Consider the following 21,601-nt stretch of genomic DNA (forward strand, 5'->3'; position numbering starts at 1 on the left):
AAATACGGTAGCTTTCATGGCCAACGCTATATATGCGTGAAAGCGCAAGTCATTGAATTGAATGGCCATCTTCTATGCAAAAACTTCTTATAATTTTGTGAAATTATGTAAAATGAAAAGGTGATGAACGATGATTGCCGAACTTATCTTCAGCGCAAATTTAAAGTAGGTCGACCTGCTAGGTGAAGGTGTAGGCTGTTTGGGTCCATTTAAGTTTAGACGCATCGTTCAAACCACTCTATGTATGTTTTTTACGTTATTTCTGGTAGCCTGTGGTACGGAAACGCATCGCTATGAAGAATTTTCGATTCCTCCTGTCACTGAGAAACATTTGACACTTCTCTGGAAGACTGACATACGAAATGTAGCTCTGCAGATGATTGACCATGCCCAACACATATGTTATCTAGACATTTACGAATTGTCCGATCCGGAGATTCTTCAGGCGTTGGCGGAAGCTAAACGCCGTGGAGTCGATGTGCGTGTCGTCATCGATTCCACGGAAAAAAGTTCTCAACAAACGGCTCTCCCTTATCTGGGAAATAACAATGTACCAGTAAAATCGTTACACATTTCTGGTGGCATTTCGCATGTTAAAATGTTGCTCTGTGATGGTGAAGCACTTTTGGGCGGAATGAATTTCGGTCAAACATCTTGGACCAATAATGACGCTTCTGTCTATTTTCCTTATGCTTCTCAGTCTTTTCTTTCACTTTTTCTCTTTGATTGGCAACGGGCAGGTGGCTACCCAGCACAAGCGCCTGTAACGGATTCTTTGCTTATTTACGACCGTTCTATTGAGCCTGCAATGTTAGAGGCTCTGTCTAGTGCTCATCAAATTGTGCAGATAGAAGCGTTTGATTTGTCCAGTAGAGAGATCATCCGCGCTTTAGAAAGTGATTTGTCGCGAGGAGTTCAGGTTGAGATTTTATTGGATCCTAACGAACGATATTCGCGCCGAGCTGCCAGTCAGTTGCGGCAAGCGGGGGCAACGGTTCGTTACTATCGTCCATATCAAGGAGAATTGATGCATGCTAAAATTTTAGATATTGATGATGGCAAGATAATTTTTATTGGCAGTTGCAACTTTAGTTATCAGGCGTTTAATAAAAATCATGAAGTAGATGTACTGCTGGAGGATATGCCAAAGTTTTCTGCGTCGATTCAAGAAAATCTGCTTCATCAAATGGTTCGAGGGAGCGATTCACCACAGCCAGACCATATTTTTTAATTGATTTGTAGTTCTTGATTGTTCATTTAGGAGGGTATTACGCTGCAGGCGGTATTCAATATTGATTTGCCAGTAGCCAAGTGGCTATCTGATAAAGTTGGCCGGATAGCTTGGATAGATGGATGGATGAAAGTTATAGCCAAGTGGAATCCAATGCTGATACTGTTCATTATTTTTTTGCTGAATATGGGGTTTGGATTGTCCAATCGGCCTTGGTTCCATCATTCTCTGTTATCGCTTGATTTGGTAGCTATTCTCAGTGCCGTTCTAGGAAGATTGTTGAATCACCCTATTAGCCATTGGATTAGCCGCAAACGACCGTTTGAAGAACAGTACATGCGTTCTCTGCTGGATCACGACCCTGGAGAATCATTTCCAAGCAATCATGCAACGGGTGCTTTTGCGCTGGTCATACCTTTTATATTCGTTCCAGGATATGCATTGGTTTTATTAGTGCTTGCTATTCTTCTGGCTTTTTCACGGATTTACTGTGGTCTGCACTATGTCAGTGATGTGTGGGCAGGAGCGTTGACAGGGATGGGACTTTCTTTTATTGGCCTGTTTGTGCTCTCTCTGCTGACGAGTACTACAATCATGCAGTGAGGAAAAAATTGCATGATTGGACATGGAATTGATGACTTTCGTCCAAGCTAACAACATTCCCTAAGATATGTCGGGAATCATGCCGATAAAAGGAGTGTTTGTTGATTGCTACGGACCATCACTTCCATACTTTGTCTTACCTTTCTTTCTACAGCATTCAATCATCCAGCTGTTAAAATGTCTGCGGTGGCGAATTCTGCCTTTGTTCAAGTAGTCATCACGGATAAGCAAATTCGTCCCTCATTCATTCGTGCAGTCGAATCTGAACCATTAAAATTGCATATTGAGAATCGTGGGAAGTCAATTCACAATCTTGTTATCCCGGCTTTCTATATTTTTACGCAAAACCTTCGTCCTGGAGAATCAGTCGATGTGTCATTTTCTCCCGAAAAGACGGGACTATTTGATTACTATTCAGATAAAAACAGCATTCCTGAACCTGCATTGAAAGGAAAGCTGCAAGTGGTGGAGAAGTAGTTGCAGGAATGGAGAAATTTTTCTATGCCCGTATGGCTAGAGAGTTGTGAAGATAAAAGTTTGATAGGCTGCAGGAGGGCATTAAAATGGAAATGAAAGTGCAGGCTAAATGGCTCGGGCAAAGGCATTTTCAAGCGGAAGGTCCGTCTGGAAATACGGTGTATATGGATGCTAGCCGTGAAGACGGTGGTACCGGACAAGGAAATCGGCCAATGGAGCTGCTTTTAATGGGGCTTGTTGGCTGCACTGGGATTGATATGAGTTTAATCTTAGAGCGTATGCGACAACCGGTCAAACAGATGCATATTGAAGCAGTAGGACATCGTCGCGAAGAAAGACCGCAGGCGTTTACGGAAATTCATTTGACCTACTATTTGGAAGGAGACTTGCAACCAGCTAAAGTTTGGCGTGCCATTCATTTAAGTGAAGAAAAATACTGTTCTGCCAGCGCCTCCTTAAACGCAAAGATTGTGCCGCATCTGATGTTGAACGGCAGTGAAATTCCTCCTCTGGATATTGTTGAAGCGGAAGAACACCTCCCGGATTAAAAGCTCGGGAGGTGTTTCGTATTTATCTAACTATGGCGGATGATACAGATTTCATGGGTTAACCTGGCGGCCAACCGAGTTGTCGGCCGCCGAGTAGATGATAATGTAAATGTTCGACGGTCTGTTGTCCGTGGAAACCGATATTGGTTACGATTCGGTAACCTTGTTTGGAAATTCCTTCTTGTTCGGCAATTTTCGGGATAACTTCGGCAATATCAGCGACTGCCTGAGAATTACTGGCGTTAATTTGTTGGGCAGAAGCGATATGCTCTTTTGGAATAATCAAGATATGTACGGGCGCCTGCGGCCGGATGTCGCGAAAGGCTAAAACTTTTTCTGTTTCAAAGACTTTCTCGGAAGGGACGTCGCCTGTGATTATTTTGCAAAATAAGCAGTCGGCCATTTGTACCATCCTTTCAGTAATTTTATCTGAGATAAAGCATACCATTAAAACTTGTAAAACTTACAATCAAAGTTCTGTCTATCCATTTAGAAAACAAATTGTAAGCAGAAATTTTTTTCTTTTCAAATCAAACTTCTTTCCATTTAGAACTGTTCATAAGAGTGTAGGCGTGGTAAGATAAGAATAGTTAATCTACCGACTGGTCGGTCCGTAATGTAGGATCGAAAGTAGGACCGAGTCCTCAGAAAAAGAGGGCGCTATAAAGCTCGTAAAGTGAGGAGGCAATCAGCGTGGGTTTCTCAGTTAAAAAAGCTGCAGTTCTAGGTGCTGGCGTAATGGGCGCCGCAATTGCTGCTCATCTGGCCAATGTGGGCATTCCTGTTCTGCTGCTCGATATTCTGCCTAAGGAGTTGACAGAAGAGGAGAAAAAGAAAGGGCTGACACTGTCATCTTGGCAAGTGAGGAATCGTTTTGCCTTAAAGGGATTGGAAACTGCAAAAAAATCCAAGCCAGCAGCCTTTTATACAACAGAAGACTCTCATTTGGTTGAAGTTGGGAACCTAACCGATCATTTGGAGCGTCTTAAAGAGTGTGACTGGGTGATTGAAGCCGTTATAGAAAATTTGGCGATTAAAAAGCAGGTTTTGCAGAGTGTCGCTCAGGTTGTCGGGGATGAGACGATTGTTTCCACGAATACGTCTGGTATTTCCATCGCGGCTATGTCAAGTGACTGTCCTTTGTCTTTTCGACAGCGTTTTCTTGGTACACATTTCTTCAATCCTCCCCGCTATATGAAATTGCTTGAAATTATTCCTGGTCCAGATACGTTGCCAGAAGTTGTAACATATATGACTGAATTCGGAAGTCGGGTTCTGGGCAAAGGCGTGGTTTTGGCCAAAGATACACCCAACTTTATTGCCAATCGGATTGGCACTTATGGGTTGATAGCTACTCTGCAGGCTATGGAGAAGTTTGGCTTTGGTGTGGATGAAGTAGATGCTGTCACTGGTCCGGTGCTAGGGCGCCCTAAAAGTGCTACATTTCGTACTTTAGATTTGGTTGGGCTCGATACTTTTGTTCATGTGGCAAAAAATGTTCAAGAGTCAGTCAGCAATGAGCAAGAAAAAGCAGCATTTGCTCTACCTGACTATATTCTCAACATGGTTGAGAAAGGCTGGATTGGCGAGAAGAGTGGACAAGGTTTTTTTAAGAGGGAGAAAACATCGACTGGTAAAGAGATATTGGCGCTTGATCTCCACACTCTCGAATATCGTCCTCGTAAAAAGGTTAAGTCTTCCTCTTTTGAAGTAGCGAGATCGGCCAAAACACTGCCGGAAAAAATCCGCGCACTCGCTTATGGCAAAGACCAAGTTTCACTTTTTGTTTGGGAAATATTGAAGCGAGTTTTACTGTATACAGCAGAAAGACAAGAGGAAATTGCAGATTCCATCCTGGCTGTAGATGAAGCTATGAAATGGGGCTTCAATTGGGAATTAGGCCCTTATGAAACATGGGATATTCTTGGGCTCAAAGAATCGGTAGAACGGATGCGCAGTGAGGGAGAACGCATACCAGAGTTTGTTGAGCAGTTACTCAAGAGCGGATGTACCTCTTTTTATCAGCAAGAAGCTTCACAAAACAACCGATTCTATGTAGGAAATGGTGAGTATCGGCAGATTGAAGAGCAACCTGAGCAAATTTCTCTGCAAAAATTAAAGTTGCAAGGTAAGCTCATTAAGAAAAATACGGGTGCCAGTCTTGTGGATATTGGAGATGGAATAGTATGTCTTGAATTCCATTCATTAAAACAAGCTATTGGAACAGATGTCACCCAGATGATTCGCTTTGCAACTCAGGAAGTGGAACGTAATTGGGATGGTTTGGTCATTGGTAACGAAGCTCCGAATTTCTGTGTTGGCGCCAATTTGATGATGATGCTCATGGAAGCTCAAGATGAAAATTGGGATGATTTGAATCTTGCTGTTCATGAGTTTCAACAGACGCTCTATCAGTTAAAGTATTTGCCCAAACCTGTTGTTGCCGCTCCGTTTGCTTTGGCGCTTGGCGGAGGCGCTGAAGTTTGTTTTCCTGCCGATCGCGTTCAAGCATCAGCCGAAACCTATATGGGACTTGTGGAGGTAGGTGTGGGCCTGATTCCTGGCGGAGGCGGAAATAAAGAATTGTTAATCCGTGCAATCGAGAATGTGCCACAGCAACTGGGAGACCGTTTGGATAATTATGTGCGTACGGTTTTTGAAACCATTGCTCTAGCAAGAGTTTCGACGAGTGCCAAAGAAGCGCGTAAGTTAGGATTCCTTCGTCAGACGGACGGAATTTCTGTCAATCGTGATTATTTATTACATGATGCCAAAGTCATAGCCAGAAGTATGGCGGATGCTGGCTATCAACCTCGCCAAGAGCGGCCCATACCTGTAGTGGGGCAAGCCGGTGCAGCTCTGCTGCGGACGGGAGTTTATGGCATGAAATGGGCTGGGCAGATTTCTGATCACGATGCCAAGATTGCCGACAAATTGATTCATGTTCTGACTGGCGGTGATTTGCCGCGCGGTACATTGGTGTCTGAACAATACTTACTCGATTTGGAGCGAGAAGCATTCCTCAGTTTGATTGGTGAGCCGAAGACACAGGCTCGTATGCAGCACATGTTGCAAACGGGTAAACCGCTACGCAACTAATTGTTGCAGTTGCTACCTATAGAGCTAGTTGGGCTTTATGCATGCAGTGTAGAGATGCCTGGCTGCTCAGAAATAAACGCAGGAGATTTGCAAAGTGAGGAGGCATTGATATGAGAGAGGCAGTCATTGTAGCGGGAGCACGAACTGCGATTGGCAAGGCGCCTAAAGGGTCACTCAAGAATGTTCGTCCGGATGATTTGGGTGCGGCAGTCGTAAAACGGATTTTGCAAGATACTCAAGGCGTAGCCAATGAAGAAATTGATGATGTGTTGATAGGATGTGCTATTCCAGAAGCTGAACAAGGAATGAACGTTGCGCGCATTATTGCCATCAATGCCGGGTTGCCAACAAGTGTACCAGGCGCGACTGTCAACCGATTCTGTTCTTCAGGTGTTCAGACAATAGCTATGGCAGCCCAGTCGATTATGAGTGGTATGAATGATGTCGTGATTGCTGGCGGCGTCGAGAGTATGAGTTTAGTGCCCATGGGTGGATATAATATTTCGCCTAACCCTCGGTTGGTTCAAGAATTTCCAGAAATTTATATGCCGATGGGACATACAGCTGAGCGTGTTGCGGAGCGGTTTGGTATATCGCGAGAAGATCAGGACGCTTTTGCGCTGCGCAGTCATCAACGAGCCATTGCTGCTATAGACAGCGGCAAGTTTCGAGATGAAATTGTGCCTATTTCAGTAAAGACTTCTCGTGTCAATGATGAAAATAAGTTGATTACAGAAGAATTTGTTTTTAATACCGATGAAGGTCCGCGGCGTGATACTTCACTTGAAGCTCTTGGAAAATTGCGCCCAGCGTTTAGTGTCAGGGGTACAGTTACTGCAGGTAATGCCTCGCAGACGAGTGATGGCGCAGCAGCTGTCCTTATGATGTCAGATACTCGTGCTGCTGAACTCGGTTTGCAGCCTTTAGGTATATTCCGTTCATTTGCTGTCGCTGGTGTTGATCCTGATGTCATGGGGATTGGACCTATTGCAGCTGTTCCTAAAGCGCTCGCGAAAGCGGGGCTTTCACTGCAGGATATCGATTTGATTGAGCTTAACGAAGCGTTTGCTTCGCAAGCTATACAGGTGATTCGCCATCTGGGAATGGACGAAGAACGTGTCAACGTCAATGGAGGAGCTATAGCGCTCGGTCACCCAATGGGCTGCACAGGAGCTCGTTTGACAGTAACTATTTTGAATGAGCTCAAGCGCCGTAAGGGTCGCTATGGATTGGTAACGATGTGTATCGGCGGCGGTATGGGTGCGGCTGCAGTCATAGAGCGCGTATAAAACCATATGAAATAATATAAGGAGGCATGGAACGTGGCTACGGAAGAAAAATTGGCAAAAGGTGCTGCTTTTTTGATAGAAGAAACTCAAGCGGAGAAAATTTTTACACCTGAAGATTTTACTCAAGAACATCAAATGATTGCAGAAACGACACGTTCGTTTGTAGAGGGAGAAATTCTCCCGCACAGTGAGCAGTTAGAGCACCAGGATTGGGATTTAACCGTAAAACTGTTGCACAAAGCAGGTGAACTTGGACTTTTGGCAGCCGATATACCTGAAGAGTATGAGGGTCTTGGAGCTGACAAAGTGACTTCAGCCTTAATAACAGAAGAAATTACCCGCGGTGGTTCTTTTGCCTTAAGTCATGGGGCACATGTCGGCATTGGTACGTTACCGATTGTGTTCTTTGGAAATGAAGATCAGAAACGCAGGTATTTGCCTAAGTTGGCGAGCGGTGAATGGATTGCTGCCTATGCGTTGACAGAACCGGGATCAGGCTCAGATGCACTCGGCGCCAAAACAACAGCTACGCTTTCTGCAGATGGCAAACACTATGTGTTGAATGGTACGAAACAATATATTACCAACTCTGGTTTTGCCAATGTTTTTGTTGTCTATGCCAAAATTGATGGCGAGAAGTTCTCAGCCTTTATTGTAGAGCGAGATTATTCAGGAGTTTCTACAGGGCCGGAAGAGAAAAAAATGGGTATCAAAGCTTCCTCGACGAGACAGTTGATTCTAGAGGATGTCCATGTACCTGTAGAGAATTTATTGGGAGAACCTGGTCGTGGTCATGTGATTGCCTTCAATATTTTGAATATTGGTCGTCACAAGCTGGCTGTGGGTGCAGTGGGAGCTATGAAATCGGCTCTTCAAGTTTCTGTGAAGTACGCAAAAGAACGCAAACAATTTGGTACCTCCATTTCGAGTTTTCCGCTCATTCAGCAAAAACTTGCCGATATGAACATCTTGACCTTTGTCACGGAAAGTATGGCCTATCGAACAACTGGTGATATCGATCGGCAGTTAGAGAAACTTGGGAAGACATCAGATGGTCGACAAATTGCTCAGGCGATTGAAGAATATGCTCTTGAATGCTCGGTAAATAAAGTTTTTGCATCGGAAGCATTGGATAAAGTTGTGGATGAAGGTGTGCAAATTCACGGTGGAGCTGGTTTTATTCAGGACTATCCGATTGAACGTATGTATCGCGATTCGCGCATCAACCGAATTTTTGAAGGAACCAATGAAGTTAACCGCATGATTATCCCGAACACTTTACTGCGCAAAGCTATGAAAGGTGAATTGGCGCTTCTTCAAGCTGCTACAGCTTTGCAGTCTGAACTGATGGGAATGATGCCTATCTCTGACGAGGTATCAGAATTAGGTCCTATTCAGCACCAGTTGGCTATGATGAAGAAAATCTTCCTATTTGTAGGCGGGGTGTCTGTTCAGAAATATATGCAGTCCCTGAAAGATGAACAAGAAATACTGGCTTGGTTGGCGGATATTGTTATTGAAATCTATGCTACAGAGAGCGCTTTGCTCAGAACTCAAAAAGAATTGGATAAAGGCGCATCGGCAGAGCAAAAAGTGGATATGACCACCATTTTTGCCCAAGAATCATTTGCCCGTGTAGAACAGTCAGCACGCAATATTCTCGCTTCTATGGAAGAGGGAGATATGCTGCGGACGCAACTCACACTTTTGCGCAAATTGACGCGCGTTCAACCTGTAAATACGCGTGATATTAAGCGCCGCATTGCTCAGCGCGTCATTGATGCGGAGAAATATCTAGCTTAATGATTGTTTTTGCTCTTGACGAGAAGTAGGATCATGCATAGAATGATACTGCACAATTGAATATCGTTTTGAGTGCTACTTGGTAGACTTTTCAAAAAACCAATAAGGTTAGTTGATAGTAAACCGACAATTTTCAAAAGGTAATGGTCTTTTAAGGTCATTATCTTTTGGATTGTCGGTTTTTTATTTGAATATCAAAAATTCGCGTGGTTGAACGATTTGCGAAAGGGGCAGAGAATGCTGACACCCATGATTTTACACATATGTCCAATCTTATTTTTTGTTTCTCTTCTTTTGCTAATCTGCAGCGGGCTATTCATCTTACATCCTCGTATTCCAATAAAATTTGTGCGTTTTCATGTAGGGTTAAGCGTGCTTCCTCCATTTATTGCACTGTTAAATTTGCTGATTAATTCCACGAATCGAGTATGGGGATTTTGGGAATTGAATGCACTCACCTGGCTGATCGCTGTATTTGTTTTAATGATTGGCTCAGTGGTTCAACGTTTCTCGGTTCGTCAAATGTTAGGAGATAGAAATTACAGGAAGTACTTTACGTACTTAACTCTGATCACTAGTTCAGCCGCTTTAGCTTGGCTCAGTAATGACATTCTTCTTCTGCTCTTATTTTGGGGAATCACTCTTCTTGGTCTAACTTGGCTCATTCGACTTAATCAGGAATGGGTTGCAGCCAAAAACGCTGCTTTGCATACGAGTCGATTATTTGCCTGCAGTTGGTTTCTATTCTTGCTTGCGCTATCTTGGCTGACGTTTTTGACTGGAGAATGGCAGATTTCACTTCAACTCAGTTCAAACCATTTAATCCATCTGATAGCTTGGCAAAAAAACATGCTTGCGCTCTTGTTAATTTTGGCAGTTATTATTCCGGCAGCCCAAGTGCCCTTTCAACGCTGGTTATTGGATTCTGTAGTAGCTCCTACTCCCATTTCTGCTGTGATGCATGCTGGCGTAGTCAATGCTGGTGCAATCATTCTTACGCGTTTTTCGCCTGTTTTCATGGGAGAATGGTCTTCGATACTACTCATTGCGGTTTCTAGCGTATCTGTGCTTATGGGAACAGGAACCATGTTGGTACAAGTGGATTACAAACGACAACTCGTGGGTTCAACCATTGCCCAAATGGGATTTATGTTCATTCAATGTGCATTGGGTGCTTATTTAGCAGCCATTATTCATGCTGTACTGCATGGATTGTTTAAATCAGCCCTTTTCTTGCAAGCCGGTTCAGCAGCTCATCACAAAGATGAAGCAGAAGAGCAGATTAGCAATCAAAATGTATGGAGATGGCGTGTTATTGGAGGAATCATTGGAGTCCTTGCGGGACTTGGTTTTTGGTTCTTCGTTCATCATCGAGGTTACGATTGGATGAGTGCCCTGCTGCTCGGATGGTCAGTCGCCTTTGCGTGGTCACAAATACCGAAGCCAGGGAGTCCGAGAATAACTCGCATATTAGGTTTAACTTTCCTGTTCATAACATTATCGGTATTTGCTTTGGTGTTTGCGGTTTTCTTCGCACTTCTGCATGGGGTTGTTCCTCAAGGTATTCAACCGCCGTCCATGGTGAATTTTATGATTTTGCTTGTTCTATTGCTAAGCAGTGGAGTAGGTGCATGGTTGGCTCGTCATCCGCAATCCAGATTTTATGTAATGATTTATCTGTGGCTGGTTCAATGGAGTGAACCTCATCGAGATTCCGTTGAAAGCCATCCCAAATATCTTACCAATCTGTTGAAATCAAGGGGGTGACGTTACATGGATGGGACTGTGGCATGGTTAGAAAAAGAAAATTTGCAAACAGAAAAGTGCAGTGAGAATTTATATAGCGTGACTTCAATTCAGGAGATTCAACACTACGTGGAAATGGCTAGCCGTGTTATAGCACCGCTTGGACCTATAACTGAATTTGCAGCACGCAATCCTTGGCAGGGACTTGAAAATCATTCATTTACAGCCGTTGCCAAGTGGTTGAAAGAAACCCACCATGTTGACATATTACCCAGTGCAGCCTTATTAAAGGATGCAAAAAATCGTGGAGAAATCCATGCATCAATACTCAAAAATACATTAGAGAAATGGTTAGATCATCAATCTTTTCACTTACCTAATGAGTTGGTTAGGAATTTTTGTAATTCTGCATTGGAATTCGACGAGTTACCGCCTCATATTTTGGACGATCCTGATATCAAGATATTGGCTGAAGATCTATCATATCTTCGTTGGCCTGTGAAGATGAATCGGAGAGTACAGTCACTCAGTTTTCAAGTTACAGAAAAATTGGGTGTCCAAATTGCAGAAGAATTGAATCGCCAGATGATGAAATGGTGCAAACTTTATTTGGGCAAGGATGAAGCCAAGTGGGCTATGCCGCATTCTCAAAATGGGTTTTATCAAGCATGGCGTCGTCTTGCACCATATGACCCTGAACTGACCCGTTCACAGCGACAGCTTGTTAAAAATTGTCCTCAAGAAGCAACAGAGGCTTTACAAGAGGCTCTTCTAGCATTGAAAATTCCTAGTCATCAAGTACAGGAATATCTTGAAGCTCATTTACTTTCGTTGCCAGGATGGGCGGGTATGTTGCTTTGGAAATCACAGGAATTCCCTGAAACAAACTTACTGCTTATCGATTATTTAGCTATCCGAATTTCTCTGGAACGAATTTTATTGCAACCTTATCTGCCTCTATCTTTGGAAACTACGGAAGAATATTTTGATCTTGCTTATTGTATGGCAGCTTGGTACATGTGGGCGAATTTTCCTATTCAAGCCTGGAAATCACTGTCTATCTCAGAACAACGTGAATATATGAAACTCGCCTATTGCTTTAATGATTTAGTGCGCAGACAAATGGGCTTACAGGCGTGGGAGAAAACATACGAAGAACGTTTAAAAATGAATATCTTGCCTATGTCTGATGAAGCGATTATAGAGGAGAAAAGTATGGCGCAATGGGCATTTTGCATCGATACACGCTCAGAACCGTTTCGCCGAGCTTTGGAAAAAGCGGGTCCATTTGAAACGATAGGTGTTGCTGGCTTTTTTGGATTGCCTATTGAAACTTACGAACTTGACTGTCATCACGGCCACGCTTCATTACCGGTCATACTGAAACCAAAACATCGAATTATGGAAATGGCTTCTCCAGATGAATGGGCTCGTTATAAAAGCCGTAAACAAGCAAAGCAACTGTTTGCGCGGATCTTTAAAAATATGAAACAAAATATGTTAGCTAGTTTATTGCTTCCGGAATTGAGTGGTCCGTGGCTTAGTGTCAATATGTTAGCACGCAGTTTTTTTCCAAACGGGGCAGGACGTTTATGGAAAAAAGTTCATCATCATTGGATGTCCAAACCTTCGACTCGACTTTCATTGGACTTTATGCAAGACGAGTCAAAATTGCCGATGGGATTAACAGATAAAGAAAAGGTTAATTATGTCAGACAATCCCTACAACTCATGAGTCTGACAGATAATTTTTCTCCACTGATTGTTATTTGTGGACATGGAAGCCGGAGTACAAACAATCCTTATGCTTCCGCTTTAGATTGTGGCGCATGTGGGGGGGCTTCGGGAAGTTTTAACGCTCGTGTATTGGCCATGCTTTGTAATCAATCCAACGTAAGGGAAAGATTGGCCACTGAAGGTATCTGCATTCCGGAGCATACTGTGTTTGTTGCCGCAGAACACATCACTACATTCAATGAAATACGCTGGTTGTACGTTCCTGAATTAACAGATGAAGCTAAGCGGGCATTTCATCGAATTCAGGAAGTCCTTCCGAAAGTTAGTGAAATCGTAAATAAAGAACAGATCGCCCGTTTGCCGAATCTAAATTTTTATTCTGCCAATAGCCAAAAAATGATACAACGTTTCTCGGAAGACTGGAGTGAAGTGCGGCCAGAATGGGGGCTAGCTCAAAATGCTGCTTTTATCATTGGAACCAGAAAATTGACTAAAGCAGGTAATTTTGGTGGAAGAGTATTTTTGCATACTTATGATTGGCAACAAGATAAAGATGGAACTATCCTGTCCAACATTATTGCCGGACCGGCTACTGTGGCTCAATGGATCAATCTCCAATACTACGCCTCGACAGTCGCACCTCATTATTACGGGAGCGGCAATAAAGCTACACAAACAGTGACAGCTAATTTTGGAGTTATGCAAGGTAATGCGAGTGATTTATTGACCGGTTTGCCCTGGCAATCCGTCATGAAATCCGATTATGATCCATATCACGCTCCCTTGCGGCTATTGGTTGTCATAGAAGCACCTTATCACTATGTTGAAAACTTATTGATTCAAGATGTTACATTTCGTCAAAAAATTGAAAACGGATGGATTCGACTTGCGTCTATAGATGAAAAAGGACATTGGATAAATTGGTTTAATTCTATTCATCAAGCCAGCGCAGAATTTGCAGCAAAGGAAGGACTATATGAATAAATCAAAAGGTATGGTGGAGTCAGAAATCAGTAGAGCTTTGACACAGTGGGAAAAAGATTATCTAGGTCGTGGATCATTGACGGTTAAGTCAGACATCTTAAGGGATATGGTCATTGTGACCTTGCGTGGCATACTCACACCTGCAGAATATACTTTATGCAGCGATAAGGAAGGTATTTTATCTATTAAACGTATACGCACCAGCTTGGTGGAGTCGGGCATAGAGGAACTGAAAGAAATTATCTTAAGAATTACAGGACAAGAGGTAGTGTGTTTTCATACGGATATTAGCACGCGGACGGGAGAACGGGTCATGTTGTTTCGCTTGGCAAATGATATGTCCAGCCTATTCTCCTAATAGGTTCAGTCAGTCCAGCTTACATATGAAAAGAGAGCCATGTTACAATGCAAGAGATACCTGATTATTCACTTGGCGAGGCAGTGAGGTGCTCACGTTGGAAACCAAGACAGTATCGTTGCCCAGGCTGAATGGATTATCGCCTACGCTTGAATCCACAATGTTAAAAATCATGGAGGAAGTAGGCGAGTTGGCGCAGGTAATTGGCAAATTCCGCGGCCTGTCTGGAGAACGAGCAGTTTTAGAAGAAGCGCAGATTGCGCGAGCCATTGTTTCTGAACTTTTAGATGTTGCTCAGACTGCAACATCTATGATGTTTGTAATTGAAGATATGTACGGTATCGATATGGAAGATGAGGTTTACAAGCATGTCGATAAATTGCGGCGTAAAGGGTATCTTGCTTAAACCCAAATGTAAGCCTCCCTGTTCAATGATATAGACAACGGGGAGGCTTTGTCTCAGTTTGCCAACCAAGAGGCGGGGATTTCTATATAAAAAAACTTTATTCTCGATCCGATTTAATTCTCGCCTTCACCAGAATTTAAGTTACCAGAAGCTTGATAAAATTCTTCTGGTCCTCGAGGTCTATCAAGTAACATATCTATTTCGGTACGGTAAAGTCCGTTTGGTGTTTCAAGAATTTGTGGGATACCGCGTAAGACTTCATGATGAACAATTCGATAAAGTGCTTCCAAGCCAATCGAACCTTCCCCAATGTTAGCATGTCTGTCCTTGTGAGAACCAAACGGATTTTTGGAATCATTGATGTGAGCCACTTTAAGACGCGACAATCCGATAACTTGATCAAATTTTTTCAGGAAACCATCGAAATCATTGACAATATCATATCCAAAACTATAGTTGTGACAAGTATCTATACATACCCCGAGCCGTTCATGGTGTTTAACACGGCTAATGATTTCTGAGATTTCTTCTAGTGAATTACCTACTTTGGAGCCGTCGCCGGCCATAGTCTCCAAGCAGATATATAGATTTTCCGAGCCGCTCAGTATACTGTTTAGTCCCTCAGCAATGCGATTGAGTGCGAAATCGACGCCCTCACCGACATGTGATCCCGGATGCATAACGATGTATTGAAAACCGAGATATTCAACTCGCTCAATCTCCTCTTTGAGAACGTTCAATCCGTACTCCCAGGTATCCTCCTTTGGGCTTGCTAGGTTGACCAAATATGAAAGGTGGACTACAGGATCGACAATATGATGCTCACGCATGATTTCCAGGGCTTGATCGCGATGAAAATCAGTGATTGGTCTTGCTTTTCCTCCTCGGTTGCTACGTGTGTAAATCATATAAGTATTCGCATCGTAATGAATGGTTTCATTGACAGCAGCCAGTAGTCCCGTTTTGGCAACGGAAACATTGGCGCCAAGCAATATCGGCTTGTCCAAAAGTTCTGCTCCTCTCGTAACTTATCTTTCTCTAAGCATAGCTGAAATTGAGTCGCGTCAAAAGTCCTACATCTTTTCTGCGGTCTACTCATGAACTTGGTCCAGCGTGGGTATCCTTTGCTTGCAAGTGTCTCATTGGGAGGAGGAGCAGATGTTGGAACAGGAAGACAATCTTCGTCTAAAGAGACTTCCGTTCATCTACCTGCTCGTGTTTCTAGCGATGTTAGGGCTTGTGATTCGACTTGGCGTCTTACAAATTGTCCATCGCCAGGAATACAAGGAAGCTGCCAATCAGGTTCAGTACACAAAAATTCCATTATTACCAAGACGGGGCTATCTTTATGACGCTCACATGCGGTTGCTCGCATATAATCAACCTGTTTATAACTTGGTATATATGCGTGTTGCCAAAATGCCGCCATTGACTCAAAAACAGATTTCCCAATTGGCAAAAGGATTGGGCGTGGCAGCCAAACCTCTCCAAGCCGCAGCAGAAACTGAACATACTTGTGACGATCCGGCTATACTTCTGGAAGCTCTCAATGAGAAACAAATTGCATACGTGTCAGAGCATCAGTCGCAATATCCTGGTTTGAGAATCGTGGAAAGCACGCGTCGCTGTTATCCCTATGGACCTCTAGCAGGACATTTGCTCGGCTATGTTCATCCTCAGTCACCGGAAGAAGTAGCTTATTATCAAAAAAAACATTATCTTTCCAGTCAGCGTGTCGGATTAACAGGTGTTGAGGAATCTTATGAAGCTCTATTGCAGGGAAGTGTAGGATACGAAGTATGGAAAATAAACCCTTTCGGTATTCCTACCCGTTTAATGGGGGTAGATCCGCAACCTCAGGCTGGTCAATCTCTACGATTGACGTTTGACAGTCGTCTACAAGCGGAAGGACAAAACTTGGTGGCTCAGGAAGTACAGCGTGTTCGTCAACAACAAGGTCAACATTTGGTCGATGCTGAGGCAGTGATGTTAGATGTTCACACTGGCGCTGTGAAGATGATGATTTCCTATCCGTATATCGATCCAAATTGGTTTGTCAATCCAATACTCTATAAAAAACATAGCCATTATCTGAATAATCCTATTCTCACACCGGCTATTAATCACAGTCTATCGAGTCCACGTTATCCAGGTTCGACCGTCAAGCCTGTCAATATTATAGCCGGACTGATGAATCACGTCATTACACCTTCAACCACCATTTTTGATGAAGGTCATGAAATGGTGGGGACTTATAATGCACATGACTGGAAGTGGAATGGTCATGGCTTAGTTGATGCTAAAAGGGCAATCGAAGTGTCTTGTGATACGTTTATGTACGATTTAGGTATGTGGCTTGCAGAATGGCATGATCATCAACCAGCAGGGGAGAAGTTTTCTTATTGGTACACACATGAGCGAATTCTTGGACTCCAGAAACTGTTTGATTGGGAGTGGAAGTTCGGACTCGGACCTAAAACGGGCATAGATTTACCTGGGGAAGTAACTGGCCGATTTTATACAGATGATGTGATTCATCACGATATAGCACCCTATGATGTGGTGGGTATGGATAAGGCAATTGCCAAGGGGAAATTTTTGCCGAATCACGGTCTGCTCTACGATAATGCTTTTGCGGCCATTGGTCAAATGCAGGAGTTCACACCTTTACAGTTAGCTGTGAGCGCTATGATGATTGCAAATGGCGGTGAATTTATCACGCCTCACATAGTTGATGCAATTCTCACGCCAGACGGTAAGAAAGTGGTTCAAACCGTAGCAGTACAGCGACATTCTTTGCATATCCCAAAAGCGTATATGCGTGTTGTGCAGGAAGGCATGGAGGCTGCGACAACCCATAAAGAAGGTACAGCTACTCGTTTCTTTGTTGGTTTGGCTTATAAGGTTGCAGGAAAAACAGGAACAGCAGAAATCAGTCAGTTTGGAAAAAAAACAGATATTTCACTGTTCATAGGTTACGCCCCTGCTATCCATCCACAAGTAGCGATTGCTGTGATGGTACCGGGTTCGGCAGGAACCAGTGATGCTGCTGTACCGCTTGCCAAAAAATTGTTGGATGCATACTTCTGTCTCTCTGCTCCTCATGGCTCAAACCATTCGTTAGCGAACGATGCAACGGAATGGTTGCAAAGTTTTGCATATCGAACAACAGAAGAGGCGAATTAAAAGTTGCCGATACTTCACGAAAAGGCTTACAATTAGATTGATGAGCGAGCGCTCAGTCGGAGGTGACTACGCTGGCCTTACAAATTGGTACACAAGTCAAAGATCCAGAAAGAGTGAGGCTGCGCCGTGAACAAATTGTTCATGCAGCTGTAGAGTTGTTTATTCAAAAAGGATTTCATCGTACGACTACTCGTGAAATTGCCAAAGCAAGCGGTTTATCCAATGGAGCCCTTTACGAATACGTGGAAACCAAAGAAGATATTCTCTTTCTTGTCTGCCGCCATATTCATCAGGAGGTGCGCAATAGATTAGCAGATTGTTTGCGTCTTCCTGGTTGTGGTGCGGAGAAATTACGTCAAGCTCTCTACAGTTTTTGTGAAGTGATGGTTGCTATGCAGGATGAAATCTTGTTGATCTATCAAGAATCTAAAGCCTTGCCAAAGGTTTATCTGCGTGAAGTACTCGCTGAAGAACAAATGGTTGTAGGTATTTTTGAAAAGTTACTGTACGAAGGAATTGAAGACGGTTCGATTCAACTTCCGGCTGATCGCGTTTCGATTCTGGCGCAAGATGCCGTTGCTATGGGTGAGATGATTGCCTTTCGCCGATGGGCGTTGCGAGCGTTTGAAGGACCAACTTTGTTGGCAACGCAAGTCGATCTTATATTGCGTGCTGCAGGTGTATCTCCGTAGGCGGGAGTTTATCAAATGGTATCATTTTCCGTTCTTTTCGTAATGTGGACAGCATCAGTAAACAGCTTACGCTTTGGAAAGGGTGTTGACTGTGGTAATGGATTCAACTCAACTGAAGGAAAGTATGCGTCAGGAGGATATCGATCAGGCTGCTGTTGCCAAACAGGAAACGGAGCCCTATCGGCCGCACAATCCTGTGCGATTTGTTACTGCATCAAGCCTGTTTGATGGGCATGATGCTTCCATCAATATTATGCGTAGAATTCTTCAATCCTCTGGAGCAGAGGTCATTCATCTTGGCCATAACCGTTCTGCTTTGGAAATTGTCAATGCTGCTATCCAGGAGGATGCGCAGGGAATTGCCGTCTCTTCATATCAAGGCGGACACATGGAATTTTTTCGCTACATCATTGATCTTCTGCGTGAGAAAGATGCTGGTCATATTCGTGTGTATGGCGGTGGCGGCGGTGTAATTGTGCCACAAGAAATCGAGGCTCTTGAAGCGTATGGCGTAGCGAAAATCTTTTCTCCCGAAGACGGTCGGCGCATGGGCTTACAAGGCATGATCAATCTGATGCTTCGTGAGTGTGATAAACCACCGGTACGGAATGTGCAGAAAATTTTAGAAAGTCAACCCAATCCTTCACAACCGAAAGTGGTGGCTGAATGGGTGACACTCGCGGAGTCAGACGTTGCCAGTGGTTTTTCCAGTGAAGTTCGGGAACGTCTTCTACAACGTTCGAATCATGCACCTGTACTTGGTATCACGGGTACTGGTGGCGCAGGAAAATCGTCACTCACCGATGAACTCGTTCTTCGCTATCTTGCCGACTTTCCGAATCAAACAATTGCAATTTTCTCCATCGATCCGTCCAAACAACGCACTGGCGGGGCGTTGCTTGGCGATCGGATTCGCATGAATAGTATCGATCATCCGCGCGTCTTCATGCGTTCCTTAGCCACTCGTTCTTCGCAGTCAGAATTGTCGTCGGCCATTCAAGATGCCATTTTGGTTGCGCGTGCTGCTGGTTACGATTTTATTATTGTGGAAACAAGCGGTATTGGCCAAGGCGACGCGCAAATTGTAGATGTTGCCGATCTGTCACTCTACGTTATGACCAGTGAGTTTGGGGCTCCTTCACAGCTAGAAAAAATCGAAATGCTTGATTATGCCGATCTCGTTGCTATCAATAAGTTTGAACGCCGAGGATCAGAAGACGCTCTTCGACATGTTCGTAAACAAATACAACGGAATCGCAATCTGTTTGATCAATCCCTGGATGAGATGCCTGTGTACGGAACAATTGCAAGTCAATTTCGAGATCCAGGAACGGATCGGCTCTACCTGGCTATTTTAGATCATTTGCGTAAAAAGATGGGTGTTCAATGGGAATCGCGGCTTTTTAAAAATCCCGCTCAGATACAGAAGAAAAGTCTGATCGCTAATGATCGAGCTCATTATTTGCTCGAAATATCGCGGACGGTTAAGGAATACCGAAAGTTTGTTGAAAATCAAGTGGATTTGGCTCGAAAAGCCTATCAATTACAGGGTGCTAAACGTGTGATGGAAAATTCACAAACGGATATGGAGCAGCAGACTGTGGCCCATTTGGATGTGGCTTTTCAGCGTATTTATCACTCGTTGCATCCTCAAACGAGACAAATTCTTGAACAGTGGGAAGAGAAAAAGCAAAAATATCAAGCGGATGAGCTGGTCAGCAAGATAAGAGACCGTGAAATACGGACACCTTTAGTGACAGTTTCTCTCTCCGGTACGCGGGTTCCTAAAGTTTGTTTGCCGCGTTATGAAGATTGGGGAGAAATTGTTCGCTGGTCACTGATGGAAAATGTTCCAGGAGAATTTCCTTTTACGGCTGGCGTCTTTCCATTGAAGCGTACAGAGGAAGATCCGAAACGACAATTTGCAGGTGAAGGTACGCCCAGCCGCACCAATCGAAGGTTTCATTATTTGTCTAAGAATGATGCAGCCAAAAGGCTTTCGACAGCTTTTGATTCAGTCACGCTATATGGTGAAGATCCGGCGGAAAGGCCAGATATATATGGCAAAATTGGCGAGAGTGGCGTAAGTGTCTGCACGTTGGATGATATGAAGCAATTGTATGACGGATTTGATCTCTGTCATCCCATGACGAGTGTCTCTATGACCATTAATGGTCCTGCTCCCATTTTACTTGCGATGTATATGAACACCGCGATCGATCAACAAATAGATATTTTCAGAAATCGCGAGTGTCGCGAACCTAGCCAGGAAGAAATTTGCCAGATTCGGGAAAAGACGTTGCAGACAGTCCGAGGTACGGTACAGGCTGACATATTAAAAGAAGACCAGGGACAGAATACTTGCATTTTCTCAACTGAATTTGCTTTAAAAATGATGGGTGATATTCAGGAGTATTTTATTGAGCATCAGGTTCGTAACTATTACTCTGTCTCAATCAGTGGTTATCACATTGCAGAAGCTGGAGCCAATCCGATTACACAATTAGCGTTGACACTTTCAAATGCTTTTACGTATGTGGAGTATTATTTAAGTCGCGGTATGAAGATTGACGATTTTGCACCCAACCTATCGTTTTTCTTCTCGAATGGAATGGATCCGGAATATACGGTCATTGGCCGTGTTGCAAGGCGCATTTGGTCAATTGTTATGCGGGAACGCTATAGAGCCAACGATCGCAGTCAAAAATTGAAGTATCATATTCAAACCTCAGGCCGATCGCTGCACGCCCAAGAGATTGATTTTAATGATATTCGTACGACGTTGCAAGCATTGTTGGCGATTTACGATAATTGTAATTCGTTGCATACCAACGCTTACGACGAGGCCATTACGACTCCCACAGAAGAATCGGTTCGTCGAGCCATGGCCATTCAATTGATCATTTCTCGTGAGTTCGGACTTACTAAAAATGAAAATCCACTTCAAGGTTCATTCATTGTTGAAGAACTCACTGATTTAGTGGAGTCCGCAGTATTAGAAGAATTTGAACGGTTGAACGATCGCGGTGGCGTTTTGGGGGCTATGGAAACACAGTATCAAAGAAGCAAAATACAAGAAGAATCTATGTACTACGAACATCTCAAGCATTCTGGAAAACTACCGATTATTGGGGTTAATACATTCCTCAATCCGAATGCTCTGAAAGAGTCTTATCAAATTCCGGAAATTGAATTGGCTCGCGCAACAGCAGAAGAGAAACGGGAACAGATTGAACGGCTGAAGCAGTTTCAGGAAGAACATCGTGATGATTGTGTTTTGGCATTGGAGCGTTTGAAAGAGGTTGCGAGAAGTGGTGGCAACATCTTTGCGGAGCTGATGGAAACCGTACGCGTTGCGAGTTTAGGACAAATTACACAGGCTTTGTATGAAGTGGGAGGACGTTATCGAAGAAACATGTAATTCAATAAAAAAGGGTACTCT

General features: G+C 43.6%; 16 protein-coding genes. 14 read left to right on the top strand and 2 right to left on the bottom strand.

Features of this window, described 5'->3' with window-relative positions; translation table 11 throughout:
- The first annotated feature begins 199 nt into the window (after positions 1-199).
- The 4 genes from ACOJUR_RS05965 (at position 200) to ACOJUR_RS05980 (ending at position 2,859) form a co-directional block, all read left to right on the top strand.
- Positions 200-1,231, top strand: a complete 1,032-nt coding sequence (locus ACOJUR_RS05965) for a phospholipase D-like domain-containing protein (protein WP_420949518.1) — start codon at positions 200-202, stop codon at positions 1,229-1,231.
- Between the two features lie 66 nt (positions 1,232-1,297).
- On the top strand, positions 1,298-1,834 hold the full coding sequence (locus ACOJUR_RS05970) for a phosphatase PAP2 family protein (RefSeq protein ID WP_306953050.1): 537 nt from the start codon (positions 1,298-1,300) through the stop codon (positions 1,832-1,834).
- A 105-nt stretch (positions 1,835-1,939) separates the two neighbouring features.
- Positions 1,940-2,311 (top strand): cupredoxin domain-containing protein, encoded by a 372-nt coding sequence (locus tag ACOJUR_RS05975; RefSeq protein WP_420949519.1) that lies wholly within the window; start codon positions 1,940-1,942, stop codon positions 2,309-2,311.
- Positions 2,312-2,397: 86 nt separating this feature from the next.
- Positions 2,398-2,859, top strand: a complete 462-nt coding sequence (locus ACOJUR_RS05980; RefSeq protein ID WP_072872879.1) for an OsmC family protein — start codon at positions 2,398-2,400, stop codon at positions 2,857-2,859.
- Positions 2,860-2,917: 58 nt separating this feature from the next.
- Here the strand turns inward: ACOJUR_RS05980 and ACOJUR_RS05985 are convergent, their stop codons facing one another.
- Entirely contained in the window at positions 2,918-3,262 is a 345-nt protein-coding gene (locus ACOJUR_RS05985) for a histidine triad nucleotide-binding protein (protein WP_072872880.1), read from the bottom strand.
- 290 nt (positions 3,263-3,552) lie between these two features.
- Between ACOJUR_RS05985 and ACOJUR_RS05990 the strand changes: the two genes are divergently transcribed.
- From ACOJUR_RS05990 to ACOJUR_RS06020, 7 genes are all read left to right on the top strand, one after another.
- Positions 3,553-5,958, top strand: a complete 2,406-nt coding sequence (locus ACOJUR_RS05990; protein ID WP_203114496.1) for a 3-hydroxyacyl-CoA dehydrogenase/enoyl-CoA hydratase family protein — start codon at positions 3,553-3,555, stop codon at positions 5,956-5,958.
- A gap of 110 nt (positions 5,959-6,068) precedes the next feature.
- Positions 6,069-7,247 (top strand): acetyl-CoA C-acetyltransferase, encoded by a 1,179-nt coding sequence (locus ACOJUR_RS05995; protein ID WP_072872882.1) that lies wholly within the window; start codon positions 6,069-6,071, stop codon positions 7,245-7,247.
- Between the two features lie 33 nt (positions 7,248-7,280).
- Positions 7,281-9,050, top strand: coding sequence for an acyl-CoA dehydrogenase family protein (locus ACOJUR_RS06000; protein ID WP_072872883.1), 1,770 nt, complete (start codon positions 7,281-7,283; stop codon positions 9,048-9,050).
- Between the two features lie 237 nt (positions 9,051-9,287).
- The gene (locus ACOJUR_RS06005) at positions 9,288-10,817 is read left to right on the top strand and encodes an NADH dehydrogenase subunit 5 (RefSeq protein WP_420949520.1); all 1,530 of its coding nucleotides are present in this window, start codon (positions 9,288-9,290) and stop codon (positions 10,815-10,817) included.
- Positions 10,818-10,823: 6 nt separating this feature from the next.
- On the top strand, positions 10,824-13,517 hold the full coding sequence (locus ACOJUR_RS06010; RefSeq protein WP_420949521.1) for a DUF2309 domain-containing protein: 2,694 nt from the start codon (positions 10,824-10,826) through the stop codon (positions 13,515-13,517).
- Positions 13,510-13,875 carry a Na-translocating system protein MpsC family protein gene (locus ACOJUR_RS06015; RefSeq protein ID WP_072872886.1) on the top strand — a complete coding sequence of 122 codons (366 nt, stop codon included), beginning with the start codon at positions 13,510-13,512 and terminating at the stop codon, positions 13,873-13,875. The genes ACOJUR_RS06010 and ACOJUR_RS06015 overlap by 8 nt, the downstream gene beginning before the upstream one ends.
- An 88-nt stretch (positions 13,876-13,963) precedes the next feature.
- Positions 13,964-14,281: a MazG-like family protein gene (locus ACOJUR_RS06020; protein WP_238413506.1), complete on the top strand. Its 318-nt coding sequence runs from the start codon at positions 13,964-13,966 to the stop codon at positions 14,279-14,281.
- Between the two features lie 113 nt (positions 14,282-14,394).
- Here the strand turns inward: ACOJUR_RS06020 and ACOJUR_RS06025 are convergent, their stop codons facing one another.
- Positions 14,395-15,288: a deoxyribonuclease IV gene (locus ACOJUR_RS06025; protein ID WP_238413505.1), complete on the bottom strand. Its 894-nt coding sequence runs from the start codon at positions 15,286-15,288 to the stop codon at positions 14,395-14,397.
- A 151-nt stretch (positions 15,289-15,439) separates the two neighbouring features.
- On the opposite strand from ACOJUR_RS06025, the gene ACOJUR_RS06030 reads away from it, so the two are divergent.
- From ACOJUR_RS06030 to icmF, 3 genes are all read left to right on the top strand, one after another.
- On the top strand, positions 15,440-17,467 hold the full coding sequence (locus ACOJUR_RS06030) for a peptidoglycan D,D-transpeptidase FtsI family protein (RefSeq protein WP_420949522.1): 2,028 nt from the start codon (positions 15,440-15,442) through the stop codon (positions 17,465-17,467).
- 62 nt (positions 17,468-17,529) lie between these two features.
- On the top strand, positions 17,530-18,159 hold the full coding sequence (locus tag ACOJUR_RS06035) for a TetR/AcrR family transcriptional regulator (RefSeq protein ID WP_072872889.1): 630 nt from the start codon (positions 17,530-17,532) through the stop codon (positions 18,157-18,159).
- A 124-nt stretch (positions 18,160-18,283) separates the two neighbouring features.
- Positions 18,284-21,580: a fused isobutyryl-CoA mutase/GTPase IcmF gene (gene icmF / locus ACOJUR_RS06040; RefSeq protein WP_420950509.1), complete on the top strand. Its 3,297-nt coding sequence runs from the start codon at positions 18,284-18,286 to the stop codon at positions 21,578-21,580.
- Positions 21,581-21,601 lie beyond the last annotated feature (21 nt).

It is taken from the genome of Alicyclobacillus tolerans, from assembly GCF_048984885.1.
GTDB lineage: Bacteria > Bacillota > Bacilli > Alicyclobacillales > Alicyclobacillaceae > Alicyclobacillus_I > Alicyclobacillus_I tolerans.

Excerpts from the sequence above, each read along its gene's own strand:
- ACOJUR_RS05980 (WP_072872879.1), top strand. The coding sequence starts at position 2,398 with ATGGAAATGAAAGTGCAGGCTAAATGGCTCGGGCAAAGGCATTTTCAA.
- icmF (WP_420950509.1), top strand. The coding sequence starts at position 18,284 with ATGCGTCAGGAGGATATCGATCAGGCTGCTGTTGCCAAACAGGAAACG.
- ACOJUR_RS06015 (WP_072872886.1), top strand. The coding sequence starts at position 13,510 with ATGAATAAATCAAAAGGTATGGTGGAGTCAGAAATCAGTAGAGCTTTG.
- ACOJUR_RS05985 (WP_072872880.1), bottom strand. The coding sequence starts at position 3,262 with ATGGCCGACTGCTTATTTTGCAAAATAATCACAGGCGACGTCCCTTCC.
- ACOJUR_RS06030 (WP_420949522.1), top strand. The coding sequence starts at position 15,440 with ATGTTGGAACAGGAAGACAATCTTCGTCTAAAGAGACTTCCGTTCATC.
- ACOJUR_RS06010 (WP_420949521.1), top strand. The coding sequence starts at position 10,824 with ATGGATGGGACTGTGGCATGGTTAGAAAAAGAAAATTTGCAAACAGAA.
- ACOJUR_RS05995 (WP_072872882.1), top strand. The coding sequence starts at position 6,069 with ATGAGAGAGGCAGTCATTGTAGCGGGAGCACGAACTGCGATTGGCAAG.
- ACOJUR_RS06005 (WP_420949520.1), top strand. The coding sequence starts at position 9,288 with ATGCTGACACCCATGATTTTACACATATGTCCAATCTTATTTTTTGTT.